This is a genomic window from Pseudoxanthomonas sp. (assembly GCF_027498035.1).
Classification (GTDB): domain Bacteria; phylum Pseudomonadota; class Gammaproteobacteria; order Xanthomonadales; family Xanthomonadaceae; genus Pseudoxanthomonas_A.
Window position 1 is genome coordinate 3,202,427 of record NZ_CP114978.1, and the last position, 14,876, is coordinate 3,217,302.

At 61.5% G+C, this 14,876-nt stretch carries 8 protein-coding genes; 5 read left to right on the forward strand and 3 right to left on the reverse strand.

Annotated elements, in window-relative coordinates:
- Positions 1 to 543: 543 nt before the first annotated feature.
- The 5 genes from O8I58_RS13955 to O8I58_RS13975 all read left to right on the forward strand — a co-directional run bounded on the left by O8I58_RS13955 (position 544) and on the right by O8I58_RS13975 (position 9,193).
- Positions 544 to 2,826, forward strand: a complete 2,283-nt coding sequence (locus O8I58_RS13955) for a TonB-dependent receptor (RefSeq protein ID WP_298317226.1) — start codon at positions 544 to 546, stop codon at positions 2,824 to 2,826.
- A gap of 223 nt (positions 2,827 to 3,049) precedes the next feature.
- Positions 3,050 to 5,269 carry a beta-N-acetylhexosaminidase gene (locus tag O8I58_RS13960; RefSeq protein ID WP_298317227.1) on the forward strand — a complete coding sequence of 740 codons (2,220 nt, stop codon included), beginning with the start codon at positions 3,050 to 3,052 and terminating at the stop codon, positions 5,267 to 5,269.
- Positions 5,270 to 5,298: 29 nt separating this feature from the next.
- Complete coding sequence (locus O8I58_RS13965; RefSeq protein ID WP_298317229.1) at positions 5,299 to 6,450, forward strand: anhydro-N-acetylmuramic acid kinase; 1,152 nt, start codon at positions 5,299 to 5,301, stop codon at positions 6,448 to 6,450.
- A gap of 199 nt (positions 6,451 to 6,649) precedes the next feature.
- Positions 6,650 to 8,197, forward strand: coding sequence for a sodium:solute symporter (locus tag O8I58_RS13970; protein WP_298317232.1), 1,548 nt, complete (start codon positions 6,650 to 6,652; stop codon positions 8,195 to 8,197).
- A gap of 3 nt (positions 8,198 to 8,200) precedes the next feature.
- Positions 8,201 to 9,193 carry an N-acetylmuramic acid 6-phosphate etherase gene (locus O8I58_RS13975; protein ID WP_298317234.1) on the forward strand — a complete coding sequence of 331 codons (993 nt, stop codon included), beginning with the start codon at positions 8,201 to 8,203 and terminating at the stop codon, positions 9,191 to 9,193.
- A gap of 4 nt (positions 9,194 to 9,197) precedes the next feature.
- On the opposite strand, the gene O8I58_RS13980 is transcribed toward O8I58_RS13975, so the two are convergent.
- The 3 genes from O8I58_RS13980 to O8I58_RS13990 form a co-directional block, all read right to left on the reverse strand.
- Entirely contained in the window at positions 9,198 to 9,599 is a 402-nt protein-coding gene (locus O8I58_RS13980; protein WP_298317236.1) for a hypothetical protein, read from the reverse strand.
- A gap of 74 nt (positions 9,600 to 9,673) precedes the next feature.
- Positions 9,674 to 11,977 carry a family 20 glycosylhydrolase gene (locus O8I58_RS13985; protein ID WP_298317238.1) on the reverse strand — a complete coding sequence of 768 codons (2,304 nt, stop codon included), beginning with the start codon at positions 11,975 to 11,977 and terminating at the stop codon, positions 9,674 to 9,676.
- A 115-nt stretch (positions 11,978 to 12,092) separates the two neighbouring features.
- The gene (locus O8I58_RS13990) at positions 12,093 to 14,777 is read right to left on the reverse strand and encodes a TonB-dependent receptor (protein WP_298322993.1); all 2,685 of its coding nucleotides are present in this window, start codon (positions 14,775 to 14,777) and stop codon (positions 12,093 to 12,095) included.
- Positions 14,778 to 14,876: the final 99 nt, after the last annotated feature.

Below are 14,876 nucleotides of genomic sequence, written 5' to 3' on the forward strand. Positions count from 1 at the left end.
TGGTGGAAAATTTATCGGCACAGGTGATGGCATGCCGATTATTGCCGCAGCATGCAATCGAGTGCGTCGATAAAATGCGCTTGATCCTCTTGACAGGCCTGTATTTGCATCGTAATACTCGTTACATGACAACGATATCAATTCATGTAAGGGCCTTCCGGAACTGATGGGGGCGAGGGAGCCGTGGCTCCTGGAGGTTGTCGCTGGAGGAGTGAGGTTGGCCGGGGTCAGGGCCACTGATGGATCGCTGGGCTTGTGATGCGTATCGCCAGGGCGCCCCCGTTGATCAGGGCATCAGGTGCACCCGCATCCAGGTTGTAGGTCGATAGGCCCAGGAAGCCAAGCTGCAGCGGAAGTAAGTAACGAAGTATCAGGTAAGTCCCGTGGGGTCGGCGAAATGCCGTCTACCTCTGTCTCACGCCCTTGCGATCAATCCGGTTGCCATTCTCGCCCGATACCAAGGGGCGGAGTCCTGTGCATGCGTGGTAATTGCCCGGGCGTGGATTCACCTCAATTTGCTTGCGCCCAAGAGGAGTAGCCAACGTGCTTTGTAGAAAGAAGAAGCTGTCGATCATCATCGCCGCGTGCCTGGACATGACAGTGGTGATGCACGCCCAGGCGGCGGACCAGGATGCCCAGGAGAAGCTGGCGAAGAGCGAAAGTGTTCATGACCTCAAGGAGGTCACTGTGACCTCCACGCACAAGGTCCAATCGGTCCAGAAAGTCCCGATCCATGTTGATGTTATCGATGGGGAAAAGCTGAAAGCGCTCAACAGCAGCGATATCTCCAGCATCCAGTATCTGGCACCAGGCATTTCCTATTCGATGGACGTGGCCGCGGACGGCGGCGGCTTCAAGGTGCGCGGCATTGGCACGCAGTCGTATAACTACGGCACTGAGCAGACCGTCGGTACGGTGGTTGATGACGTGATCATCAGCCTGCCGCGCGATCCGGGTGCTGGTGGGTTCAGTGACGTCGAGCGGATCGAGGTCCTGCGCGGCCCGCAGGGCACCCTGTTCGGAAAGAATGCATCTGCAGGTGTGGTCTCGATCATCACCAAGAACCCGGACACCTCCTCCGACAGTGCCGATATCCACATGGCGGTCGGTAGTCGCAATGAGCAGGTCGCCCAGGTCAATGGAAATCTGGTGGTATCGGATAATTCCGCGCTTCGTATCTCCGGGTATTACCAGAAGCAGGACGGCGCGGTCAGCAACATCTACAACAGCTGGAACGCAGGCGATCTCAAGAATTCCGGTATTCGTGCGAAGTACCTCTGGGACATCAATGACAAGCTTTCGGTCCTGTTGACTGCCGAGCACCAGAACATCTTCACGCGCTCCCCCTATCTGGTCTATTCGTTGGGTACCGACAGCAGCTATAACGCGTTGCTGTCAGGCTACAAAGTAGACGGCAGCCAGTTGCTGAGTTTTGCCAATGAAGACTGGTACGCGTGGACCCGCACCAGCGGCACATCGGCCAAGGTCGATTACAAGTCCGACTGGGGCGATATCACCTCGATCACGGCCTTTCGCAAGATGAACCTGGTCCAGGTCGCCGACATCGACCTGTCACCGGCAAACTATGTCGATAACAGTGAGACTCGGAACAATGATCGGCAGCTGAGCCAGGAATTCCGGCTGAGTGGCGACGCATTTGACGGCCGCCTCGATTATGTCCTGGGTGCTTTCTACAGCAAGACATCGATCACGGCCAACGAGCTCAAATACGGCGCATACACCTATGACGCCGATTACGTGCCGACCTTCCTCTATCTCCGTGGCGCACAGGGCATCGCGCACTATCTTGTCAACACGAAAAGCTCTGCCTTGTTCGGTTCGACCACCTATGCCATCAACGAGAAGCTGTCTTCCATCGTCGGCGCGCGCCTGACCCACGACTCCATCAATGCGCGGTTCTCGGTGTATCCGGTGTCAGAAATTGATGGTCTCCCAACAGTGGCGCTCGCGACCAAGAGCGGCTCCTATGGTTCGACCTCCAAGTCCAATGTCTCCGGGAAGGTGGGCTTGCAGTATCAGCACACCCAGGATGTGATGAGCTACGCAACGGTTTCGCAAGGCTATAAAGGCCCTTCCGTCGACGTGCTGAGTGGTACCGCAAACAAGATCAAGCCAGAAACATCAATCAATTATGAAGTCGGCATCAAGTCGAAGTTCTTCGATCGTCGCTTGACGCTGAACGCAGACCTGTACTGGGACATCTTCCATGACTTCCAGGCGACAGCGCTGAACTACGAGACGATGCTCACCCAGCTCACCAACGCAGACAAGATGCGTACGCGAGGTGCGGAGCTGGATACGTCGTTCTCGGTGACGCCGAACCTCACGTTGTCGGCCAACGCCGCATATACCGACGCGGAATTCCTGTCCTACATCAGCAGCTGTCCGTCGCCGGGCTCCCTGCCGTGCTACACGGTCTCGGGGGTTTCAGTGGCGAACTTCAAGGGCCAGCGCCCGGCCTATTCATCGAAGTATTCGGCCGCGCTGCAGGCCGCTTACCAGCATGGGCTCGGCGACAACCTGTCATTGGATATGAGCGGTGGATGGAGCTGGCGCAGTTCTTTCTACAACGCCATCGGACAGGAGCAGACCATGACGGGCTCCTATGGAATCGTCAATGGCACCGTCGGCATCGGCTCATCCGATGGCCGCTGGCGCGTCGGGGTGTATGCACGCAATTTGTTCGACAAGCGATATCGCGCGTACATCATCTCGACGGCGGTGCTCAACCCTTATGGGCTTGATCAACAGTTCGCAAGCGATTCGTTCCGCACCGTCGGCCTTTCGCTTGACATGAAGTTCTGATGACTTGAGCGTGGCGCGCCCTTTCGCTTTCGCCTTCGCAGGCAATGGCCTGGATCGCCCCGTGGAGGCGATGGGGCGGCGTCCACACCTGGCGGGTTCACACAATCAACGCACCGAAAGTGTGGCCTGAGATAGAGATGCTGGAGACACGATGAAGCGTTCGCCAACGAGCGGCCGAACTGGGCCCTGGGCGCGCAAGAATGGACTTGTAGCCCGGATCGTCATGCCTGGCCGCTCACTCTGCCTGGGCCTGACGTTGCTTGGGCTGGCATGGATACCAGGTACCGTGGTTGCTGCGGGAAACACCGCTCCGGCATTGATGCCCTATCCGGTCTCCGCGCACATGGATGGAAGCGCGCTACGTTTTGAAGGAGGGTTCGACGTTCGATGGAGCGCGGCGCCGACCGTGCTGCTATCCGACGCGCTGGGACGCTTTCGTGCAGATGCTGCGCGGCTGACTGGTCTGGACGAAGGGGGCGCGCCGGCTGTTTCCTTGTCGATCACGTGTTGTGCCGCAACGCCTGACGAGCCTGCTGCAGGTGGAGGTGTGGAAGAGGCCTATACCTTGCGCGTCGACGAGCAGGGCGTGCAGATCAGCGCGGATACGCCGGTGGGCGTGCTGCGTGCTTTGGCCACGTTGCGGCAATTGATCGTGGTCCAGGATGGGCGGGCGCAGATTGCCCATGCGGTCATCGGCGACGCACCGCGGTTCGCCTGGCGGGGATTGATGATCGATGTGGCCCGCCATTTCATGGCGGTTCCAACGCTCGAGCGGCAGATCGATGCGATGGAGCGGGTCAAGCTCAATGTGCTGCATCTCCACCTGAGCGACAACGAGGCTTTCAGGGTGCAAAGCCGGCGTTACCCGCGATTGACCCAGGGAAATCAGGGGCGGTTCTATACCCAGGAACAGATCCGGGATCTCGTGGGCTACGCGCGCGCGCGGGGCATTCGCGTTATTCCGGAAATAGATCTTCCAGGTCATGCCAAGGCGATGATCGCCGCCTATCCGTTGCTTGCGTCGGGGCCAGTGGATGCGGCCATTCCGGGAGGCCCTGCGATCGATGTTTCCAAGACGGAGACGTACGTATTCCTCAGGAATCTTCTGAATGAGGTCGCGTCGCTCTTCCCTGATCGTTATTTCCATATTGGCGGTGATGAGGTCAACGGCGCTGACTGGATGGACAATCCCCGGATCGCTGACTACATGAGCGTGCACCGGTTCGCGGACAAGGAAGCCTTGCAGGAGCATTTCCTGCTCCGGCTGAAGAGGATGCTGGCCGACCAGGGCAAGAAGGTCATCGGCTGGGAAGAAATCGAATCGGCGCATATGCCGGAAGATGTCGTTGTCCAGGTTTGGAAAAGTTCCGGAGCGATCGATCGTGCGACACGGCGTGGCCATCAGGTCATTGTTTCGGCCGGGTATTACCTGGACCACCTCTGGCCGACGGCCTGGCATTACCGGATCGATCCGTTGGATCCGGCTGCATTTGGCTATCTCAGTGCAGCCGACCGACAGGAGATGCTGGCGCAACATCCAGAGCTTGCCCGGATGATGACTCAGGACATGGTGAGGCCCGCGGGCGGCACGGAGCTCACGGCCGAACAGCAGCAGCGGGTCATCGGTGCCGAGGCGCCGCTGTGGAGCGAGCTTGTCACCGACGAGATGCTGGACGGGAGGATCTGGCCGCGGACAGCCGCCTTGGCCGAGCGCTTCTGGTCAAGCGCGGAGGTCAACGACACATCGGATATGTATCGGCGGTTGGCGGTGGTGCAGGATCAGCTGCGCGTGCAGGGTCTGGAAGATGCTGCCAACGCAGAGCGGATGCTCGCGCGACTGGCGCCCGGGCGTAGCGCGGCGCTGTCGGATCTGGTCGCCGTGACCGTGCCGGTACGCAACTTCGCCCACATGAACAAGATCCGCAGCATGGTTGACGGCGTGGCACGTGGCGCGCAGACGTTCAATACGCTCGCCGATGCCGCCCTGCCCGAGAGCCTCGAAGCGGCTTCGTTCAACCTTGCCGCGGCCTCGCTGCGGCAAGGTGACCTGGAGCCAATCGCCTCGCTAAGGGCACGGATGCAAGGCTGGAGGGCTGACAGCCAGAGCGTCCAGCTATTGGTCAGAGAATTCCCCGGACTTCAATCTGTCGCCAAGATCAGCGCAGACGTGGCAATGCTGATGGATACGGGCCTGGAGGCTCTGGCGAAGATCCAGTCAGGACAGGCGCCCGATGCCGCGTGGCTGGCAGATGCGCGCGCGATGCTGGAACGACATGTGCACGACGAGCAGGCTTCGGCATCCATGTATGCCGTCCTGACATCACCCGATCAGCCGACGGCAGATCTTTTATTGGCCATCGTTCCCGGTGTGCGTGATCTGGTAGAGACGTCGGCCAGCCTCCCGAAGCAAGGGGAGGCGCGTCATGCTGAATCGCTGCACTGAGCGCGGACGTCTGCGGGTCGGAGAGCGCGTTGCAACGCCGGGATTTCCACGCGGAGATCGATCGCATGGGATGTGCTGAAATGCGGCGCGTGGCCGGCTTGATGAGTGGAACATCACTGGACGGCGTGGACGCCGCGCTCATCATCACCGATGGTTGCTCGGTGCAGGCCAGTGGTCATGCTGTGACCATACCGTATACGCCAGGGGAGCAGGCGGCGCTTGGGCAAGCGGTGAGGGATGCGTTGACGATGCGGGAAGGGCAGTGCAGTCCCGCCAGCTTCAGTAGCGCCGAACAGATCATCCACCAGACTCACGTGCGAGCGGTCCGGGAGCTGCAGCGTCACGAAGGTGCGATTGACCTGATTGGCTTTCATGGACAGACACTGTTGCATCGCCCCGAGTGTGGCCAGACCCTGCAACTCGGCGATGCCGGCGCATTGGCAGAAGCGCTGGGAATCGATGTGGTCGCCGACTTGCGGCTGGAAGACATGCGCCAGGGCGGGCAAGGTGCCCCGATCGTTCCGGTGTATCACGCCGCGCTGGCGCAACGCTTGCCGCTCCCTCGGCCGCTGTGTTTCCTCAATATCGGTGGCGTGGCTAATCTGACCTGGATTGGCGCCAATGAGGAACTGATGGCGTTTGATGTAGGGCCGGGCAATGGACTGATCGATGAATTCGTCTGGTCGCGGGGCTTGGGCCGGTATGACGCCGATGGTCGACTAGGGCTATCCGGCGTGGTCGACAATCGTGCGCTGGGGTTGCTGATGCAACACCGATTTTTCGGCGAGAGGCCGCCGAAGTCGCTGGATCGCTATGACTTCAAGCTTGATGCGGTCGCCGGAATGGCACCAGCCGATGCGTGCGCGACGCTGGCGGCATTCACGGCCGAAGCCGTGGCGGCCGCAGTCGCGCTGCTGCCGGCTGCGCCCAGCACCTGGGTCGTCTGTGGTGGTGGATGCCGGAACGCGGCCATCATGCAGCAGCTTGGACAGCGCCTGGCAGCCCCGGTGATGGATGCTGCGCAACTCGGGCTGCGCGCCGACGCGCTGGAAGCGGAAGCCATGGCGTATTTGGCCATGCGTTCGCGAGCAGGGTTACCCATCACTTATCCGATGACAACCGGGGCGCCACGACCTTTGCGAGGCGGGCACTTCTATCCCGCTGCGGGATCCGGCCGATGATGCCGTGCATGAATGCGGCGGCAGGCCGGATGTCTCTGGGCGGTCGCCGACCCGGCGTGCTTCGCAATGCACCGGACGCACGGCTCGCCGGTTTCGATGTCGTCATGACCCATTTTCGGGCAGAGAACCAGAAGGAGAACAAGAGGCAATGAGTCCGCAATTTGGTTTGCTCGACTGGGCGGTGGTCCTGGCCTACTTCATGGCGTTGGTGCTGATGAGCTGGATGCTCAACCGGGGCGGCGCACGCGATACCCGCGACTACTTCCTGGCCGGTGGCAGGATTCCTGCCTGGCTGGCGGCCATTTCGGTGCTGGCAACAACGCAATCGGCGGCCACGTTCCTGGGCGTCCCAGACAATGGCTATCGCAGCGATTACAGCTATATGGCCACCAACATCGGTGCGGTTTTCGCGGCCATGCTCGTGGGGAAATTCTTCATCCCGCGCTTCTACGCAGCAGGCGTGAGCACGGTCTACGAACTGCTCGATGTCCGCTATGGCCGTCGCGCCATGCGAGCGGCGGGCTTGATGTTCCTGGTCGGGCGGATCCTGGCCGGCGGCGCGCGCCTGTACCTGGCGGCGATTGCGGTCTCGATGATCATCTTTCTTGAGGTGACGCCACAGGGAATCATCATCGCGTCGCTGGTCCTGGCGCTGGCCTCGCTTGTGTTTTCCCTGCATGGGGGATTACGGACGGTCGTGTGGATCGATCTGCTGCAGTTCATCGTCTACGTCAGTGCTGCAGTCGCAATATTGGTGTTCATCCTCCATCGTATCCCGGGTTCGATGCCGGAGATCGTGCATGGGCTGATCCATGCGCCGGGGGGGGAGAACAAGCTTCGGGTACTGGATTTCTCCCTGAAGCTGGACAAGCCATATTCGATGCTGGCGGTGATGACCGGGATTCTCCTGCTTCACCTGGGGAATTTCGCACTGGATCAGGACACCACGCAGCGCCTGCTGGCTTGCCGTGACGCGCGCCAGGGAGCCCGTGGGCTCTACATGTCGCTGATGGCCATCATCCCCGTGACGCTGGTGTTGATCGTCATCGGCAGCCTGCTCCACGTGTTCTATCAGCGACCGGAGTTGATGCATGGCGAAACTGGTGCCGCGCCTGGGGCGACGTCCGGTTACGGCAACGTCACCGTGCTCATGTACTTCATCTTGAGCGAGGTTCCCGCCGGCCTGCGTGGTTTGGTGGCCGCCGGGATCATCGCGACAGCGGTGGGCACCACGATGTCCGCACTGAACGCCATGGCGTCGGTCATGGTGGAGGATTTCTATCGGCCCTGGCGCAGTGCGCGTGGCAAGCTGGATGAACGCCACTTTGTCCATGCAGGGCGGATCAGCAACGCCATTATGGCCGCAGCCACGCTGGCAATGGCGGTGTTTTCCTATTACTGGCAGAAGTACAGCGCACTACCGTTGCTGGACTTCGTGCTGGGCGTGATGTCCTTCGCCTATGCAGGGCTGCTTGGTATCTATCTAACGGCCGTGTTCACTCGCAGAGGCTCGGAGCGTTCGGCGCTGGCGGCGCTGGCTGTGGGTTTCCTGGTTGTCCTGCTGATGCAGGGCTATGTGGTCGACCTGCTGGGCCTGCCCCAGGAGATCAAGCGCCTGGCTTTCCCCTGGCAGCTATGCGTGGGAACGGCAGCAGCCTTCGTTACGTGCATGGCAGGTTCCCGGAAATCCGCGCCTCTGGTCGCGCGAGAAAACACACCCCTTGCCATCGAACTCCCACTGAGGTGATGCATGTCCACGGAAGCCGTTGATCCACGCTACATCGAAATAGACCAATGGCCGACGGTGACGGCCGTGGAGGCCATGCTGGAGGGCCAATTGCTGGCCGTTGCATCGGTCCGTGATCAATGCCAGTCCATCGCCGAGGCCAGCGAGGCCATTGCCCTGTGTCTGCGGGCGGGGGGGCGGCTGGTCTACGCCGGCGCCGGGACGTCCGGGCGCATTGCGGTGCAGGACGGTGTGGAACTGACCCCGACTTACAACTGGCCCCCGGCCAGGCTGGTCTTCCTCATAGCAGGGGGGATGCGGGCACTGGCTGTTGGCGTGGAGGGCGCGGAAGACGATGTCCTCCGGGCAAGGGAGGAGGTCGCTGAACACGCCCTGGGGCCGAACGACGTCGTCATCGCTGTGGCGGCCAGTGGCCGCACTCCTTACACCGTTGCGGTGTTGGAGGCCGCAGCCTCGCGCGGGGCGTTGACGATTGGCCTCTCGAACAACGCCGACGCGGCATTGTTCAAGCATGCGCGGCATCGCCTGCTGGTGGAGACCGGGAGTGAGCCGGTCGCGGGTTCGACCCGAATGAAAGCCGGCACGTCACAGAAGGTCGTCCTGAACCTGCTCTCGACCGCCGCCATGCTGCGTTGCGGCCTGGTCTGCAAAGGGCTGATGGTCAACATGCGCATTTCCAACGCGAAGCTACGATCACGCGCCAATGCAATTACCAGCCGACTCGCGGAAGTGAGCGAAGAAGCGGCTGCGTCGGCCCTGGAGCGCGCAGCCGGTGATATCAGACTTGCGGTGCTCATGGCGCGGGGCCTCGAGCTCCACCTTGCGCAGGATCTGTTGGCCAGTGCATCGGGCAACCTGAGCCAGGCCATCGCGATGGGGGCATCAGGTCCTGGTTCGCATGGCATTGGGTCTCCCGGTCATGTCGCCCCGATGCTGGAACCTGGGCGGCGAACGCCTGAATTAAGCCGAGCCGCGAAGCGGCTTCGGCTTGAATGAATTGTTAGGGCTCAACCGTGACACTTGCGAACCCCGCCCTCTGGAGAACCAGCGTAACTTTGCCAATGATTGGGTCTGAAGCAGAAATCTTGTTTTTGCCAAGGAGCTTTTGCATGAACGTGCGACTCCGCTCAAGCATGACGTGCCACTCACCATAGTCTGGGCGAGCGGCATCCTCATCTGAATTGCCGGCTACGCACATGAGATAGGTGATGCCTTGGTACTCGGCGATATTGGCCCAGCCAAAGTCCTCCATGCAGATTATGTCTGAATCAACGCCTGTGCCAGAAAGCTCTGCTACAAGCCATTTGGAGAAATCCTCGCCAAAGCAACAGTCGTTAATGAAGTCTTCCCCGACAGCGGACAGATTGAACCGGTCGGTCTTGCAGGTGATTTCAACAATCACGAGACTCTTCCCCCTTGAGCCCTAACCTGATCTGAGCGCCGCGCCAGATGGTATGGCGCCCTCTTGCTGGCCGGTCAGTTGCCCGCAGCCGGCACCAGTGTGATCCGATCCAGCACCCACATGTTGGGGCGCGTGTCGCCGGTGAAGAACACGCACAGGTTGGCCTGGCTCGATGCGTTCTGCAGCGGGATGGTCAGGGTCTGGAAACCGTCGGCGCCCGGATCCTTCGGCAGCGGCAGGCTGCCGATCAGCGCGCCGTCGCAGCCATCGTGGATCTCCAGTTCGCCGAACGCGGACTTGGCTTTCTTGAACGTGCGCAGGTGCTCGTCGTGGGCCAGTTCGAAGAAGTAGGGCATGCGGCCGGCGCGCACGGTGATGCTGGCGATGCCGGCTAGCGGTGCGTTCTTCCACTCCCAGCACGGGTTGAAGATGTCCACGTTGTAGACCGCACGCGGCCCTTCGCGTGGGCCGTCGTCTTCCAGTCGCAGCATCAGCGCGCCGGTGCACATGGCCAGCTGTTCGTCGCTGCGCGTGCGTAATGTTTCGGACGTCAGCTGCAGCGTGGTGGCCGGCGCCAGCGGCTTGTCATCGAAGAACACGGCCGCCTGCAGCGTGGTCGGTATCGGAACCGTCAGCGGTGCGGTGTAGCGTTGCGAATCGGCCTTGGGCGCGCTGCCATCGGTGGTGTAGCGGATGTCGGCGTAGTCCAGTGGATCGCGCAGCCCCACGGTGGCCTGGTGTCCGTCAGCCGACGGCGTGGTGTCGAACAGCACCTGGAACGGCGTGCGTGCGTAGCCGATGTGCAGGGCGCGGTAATGCGCCAGCAGGTTGGGCAGGCGCAGCTTGAAACTGTCCAGGTCGCGGCTGGCCTGCGGCGACCACGCCACCTCGGCAAGCGCGGCGATGCGCGGGAACACTGCATGCTCGACCCGGTCGAAGTTGTGCATATGCTCGGTGAACACGTTGGCCTGCACGCCGATGATGTGCTGGCGCTGGGCTTCATCCAGTACCGCGGGCACCGGGTCGAAACCGTAGACCTTCTGCAGTGGAATCAGCAGCGGGCGTCCCGGTGGCTCGGCCGGCGAATCGGTCTGCAGGTAATCGAAATACAGATGGGTCACCGGCGTCATCACGACGTCGTGGCCCTTGCGCGCCGCTTCGATGCCGCCATCGATCCCGCGCCAGCTCATCACCGCGGCGCCATCGGGTAGCGGGCCGCCGGCCAGGATCTCATCCCAGCCGATGATGCGTTTCCCGTGCTGGGCCAGGTAGGTGCCTAGGCGATTGACCATCCAGCCCTGCAGCGCTTCCTCGTCCTTCAGGCCGAGCTGCTTGATCCGGGCCTGCATGTGCTTGGACGTCTTCCAGCTGTCCTTGACCGCCTCGTCGCCACCGATGTCGAAGAAGGTACCCGGGAATAGCGGGATGACTTCGCCCAGCACGTTCTCCAGGAACGTCATCGTTGATTCGTCGGCATTGAACAGATTGGGGAACACGCCAGCGCCATTGGCGACCTGCAGCTGAGGGCGGTCCACGCCCAGCTCCGGATACGCGGCGATCGCCGCGGTGGCGTGGCCGGGGATGTCGATCTCCGGCACCACGGTGATATGGCGCTGTGCGGCGTAACGCACCACCGCGCGGATCTGGTCCTTGGTGTAGAAGGCGCATTCCTGGATCGGCTGGCCGTTCTCGCCGATGCCACCATCGCCCATCGGCACGCGGCAGCCGCCGACCTCGGTCAGCAGCGGGTACTGGTCGATCTGGATGCGCCAGCCCTGGTCATCAGCCAGGTGCCAGTGGAAGACGTTGAGCTTGTGGATGGCCATCGCATCGAGCAGGCGCTCGACCTCTTCCACGCTCTGGAAGTGCCGCACCGAATCCAGCATCAAGCCGCGCCAGGCCAGGCGTGGGCGGTCGGTGATCGACACCGAGGCGATCTGCACCGGCGACTGCGCGTTGCCGGCAGGCATCAGCTGCCACAGGCTCATCGCGCCGTAGAACAGGCCCGCCGACTGCGTGGCGCTGATCTGGATGCGTTCGGGCGTGACCTGCAGCGAATAGGCTTCAGCGCCGCCAGCAGCGGGCGTGACGATGAACTGGATCGGAGCATCTTCCGCATTGCCGTCTTCGGCCAGTGTCAGCGCCGGTCCACCGCTGTCGTGCAGCAGATCGATGAACTGCTCGGCGGTCCTGCGTGCGTCTTCGCCCCGCGCGTCGATGGTCATGCCCGGCTGCAGGCTGAAATGCCCTTCGCCTGGCGTGGCCGATTGCGGCGCAGGGATCAGCGGCAGTGGACTGGCGAAAGCCGGTGCACACACCAGCGACAGGGCCGCCAGCGCGACACGCAGGACGGGACGGAAACAGGCAGGCAGACGCATCGGACACCTCATGCAGGAGCGCGCCGCCAGCGGCACCGCGCATCGTCAAAACAAAGGCGGGCCCGGACATGATCCGGGCCCGCCTGGGGTCAAGCATGCAACATCTTGCGGCGGATCAGAACTTCAGGCGGACGTTGAAATAGTACTGCCGGCCATTGTTATAGAACGACGTCGGGATAGCTGCGCTCTGGTAGTACTTGATGGTGGGGTCATTGAGGTTCAGGCCGTCTAGGCTGAAGCTAAGCCAGTCGGTGGCCTTGTAGCTCAGCGACGCCGATACCGTGCCCAGGTCATCCTGGTAATACGGGTTGGCGCCGGACAGGCCAATCAGGAAGGACGATCGACGGGTGTAGCTAACCCGTGCCCCGAAAGTTTCGTTCTCGAAATAGGCGCCGACGTTGTAGGTATTCTTTGAGTTGCCCAGCAAGTTGTCGCTACCGTCGGCCCATGTATGGGACGTACTGCCATCTGAGTAGGTGTAATTGGCGTTGACGCCGAAGTACTCGCCAATGGGCTGCTCATAGGCCACTTCCACGCCATGCACTTTTGCATCGGCATTGATCGGTACTGAAACTTGATAGGCCTCAAGCTGATGGGTCAGCTCGCTGAACAACATCTGTGTTTCCGTGCCGTAGGCAACGTAGTCCTTCAGGTCCATCGCGAACGCGCCAACCGATACCAGGCCACGTGGCATGAAATACCACTCCAGGTTCGCATCGAAGTTGGTGGAAATGACTGGCTTCAACTTTGGATTTCCGCCGCCGCCAGTCTTGTTCAGATCCGAGCCCCAGCTCGAAGTACCAAGTGCCGAGTAATCTGGCAGGGTCTGCGTTTGCGAAGCGGCGAATCGCAACACCAAGTCATCGGAGAGATTGAGTTTGAGATTCGCGCTGGGTAGCAGGCGGCTGTGTTTGTTGTTGGTGGGTTTGCGGATCCAATTGCCGAACAGACTCGAGACATCGGCATTGGTCGGATCGGAGACGGACTGGTAGCTGTCGATGTCTTGGTCGATGTTGACGTAGCGCAGGCCGATGTTGCCGCTCCAGATATCACTGGTGAAGTTGGCCTGGACGTAAGCGGCCAGATTCTTCTCTTTCACCTTCCACTCTGCGCCGTAGTTATGACGCCCAGTCGGCCCGTCGTTATCGGACAACCAGGTCGAGTTGGCGAGGATGGCATCCTTCAGCGCACCCGGCGTGTAGTACCACACGTCCCGCGGAAAGTTTCCGCCGATGCCATCCGCGAACCCGCTCGGATAGTTTCCCGTCGCGCCGCCCTGCAACGCGGACCAGATATCGCCTGGCGAGGCGCCTTCCGGGGATAGCGCTTTGCGTTCGTGATCGGCATAGCGCGCGCCAAAATCCACGGAGGACAGCAGGCCGGCGTCGAAATACTGGGTGAAGTCGGCCGTGAACCAATCCTCGTCGTCCTTGGCTGTTACTTCCTGGTTGCCCCACGTGCCGAAGCTGGTGACGCCTGCCGGCGAGATGTCGCCGCCGACGTTCCAGTCGAGCGGAGACCCAGCGCCATGCGTGGCCCAGTTGGCGCCGCCGCCATCGGCCAGCGTGACTTCGGCAATGAACTGGCGTGGGGTCGAACCTGTTGCGCTGGTGGTACCGGCCTGGAATTTGGATGTCAGGCTGTCGGTGATCTTCCAGTCGGCATCTAACGTGATGTAGTTGCTCTTGGATTTTGCTTCGCGATAGATCATGTCATAGACGGCATACGGCGTGCCGGCCACGCCGGCGTAGCTGGCGTTACTAAGCACGCCATCGGTCACCGTGTAGCCCGGGTCCGGCGCTTGGCTCTTGGCGAAGTTGCCGCTCCACATCATGAAGTTGCGGTTGTAATTGTTGGCCTTCATGTCCGAGCTGAAGCCGCTGAGACCCAGCGTCAGGTCATCGTTGGGCTTGAACTGGAATTCCACCAGGCCACCCTTGCGGTCGCGCGTCTGCTCGAACAGCGTCGAGCCCACCAGTCCGGGGACGTAGACGCCGATCAGGTCTGGATTGGTGGCGGCGACCGGGTCGGTCGCCGTGATCTGGGAGAAACCGCCTGGGATCTCCTGTGCCTCGCGGCGCAGTTCGCGCTTCTGTTTGAATGCCTGCACCGTCACACCGAAAGTGCCCTGGTCATTCTTGTAGTTGAACAGGCCCGACAGCTGCGGATCCGTGCTTTCGGCCTGGTCAGAGTAGACCGCGCCGATGGAGGCTTCGGCGGTGATCTTCTTTGCGAAATCCAGCGGTTTGCGAGTGATGATGTTGACCGTGCCGGTAGCGCCGCCGTCCTGAAGTTTGGCTTCGGATGACTTGTGGACCTCGACCGAACCCACCAGCTCGGCGGGCAGTAGGGTATAGCTGACGCTACGGCCGACATTGCCACCCTGGCTGAGCACGAACCAGTCGGCCGAACCAACGCTGTGGCCGTTGATCAGGGTCTGGGTCAGGCTGGGGCTGGTGCCGCGCAGGCTCACGCGGTCAGCTTCGTCGAAGCCGCCTTCGTCGGCACTGGACGAGCTGATGTTCACGCCAGGCAGTCGCTGCAGGGTGTCGGCCACGTTGTGGGCCGGTAGCTTGCCGACATCCTCGGCGGTGACGACTTCGATGCGGGCGTTGGCTTCGCGCTTGGTATCAAGTGATTTTTCCATCGAGCCGCGAATACCGGTCACCACGATGGTGTCCAGGTTGGTGGCATCGGTGGCCGTGCTGGTGGACTGGCTGCTGTCAGCCTGCTGTGCCTGTGCCGCGAAGGTCAGGCTTGTCAGGATGGCCACGCTGAGGAGGGATTTCTTGCAGTTCATGATGCTTCCCCGAAGAGTTTGTTGGGTTGTGGCAGTGGGCTGCCAGGCCTGTACGTCGTTGCGGTCCTGCAATGTCGAAACAAACTTGTTGCGTGCTGC

Coding starts and splice junctions, on each gene's coding strand:
- O8I58_RS13985 (WP_298317238.1), bottom strand. CDS start 11,977: ATGCGTCTGCCTGCCTGTTTCCGTCCCGTCCTGCGTGTCGCGCTGGCG.
- O8I58_RS13975 (WP_298317234.1), top strand. CDS start 8,201: ATGTCCACGGAAGCCGTTGATCCACGCTACATCGAAATAGACCAATGG.
- O8I58_RS13960 (WP_298317227.1), top strand. CDS start 3,050: ATGCCTGGCCGCTCACTCTGCCTGGGCCTGACGTTGCTTGGGCTGGCA.
- O8I58_RS13970 (WP_298317232.1), top strand. CDS start 6,650: ATGGCGTTGGTGCTGATGAGCTGGATGCTCAACCGGGGCGGCGCACGC.
- O8I58_RS13990 (WP_298322993.1), bottom strand. CDS start 14,777: ATGAACTGCAAGAAATCCCTCCTCAGCGTGGCCATCCTGACAAGCCTG.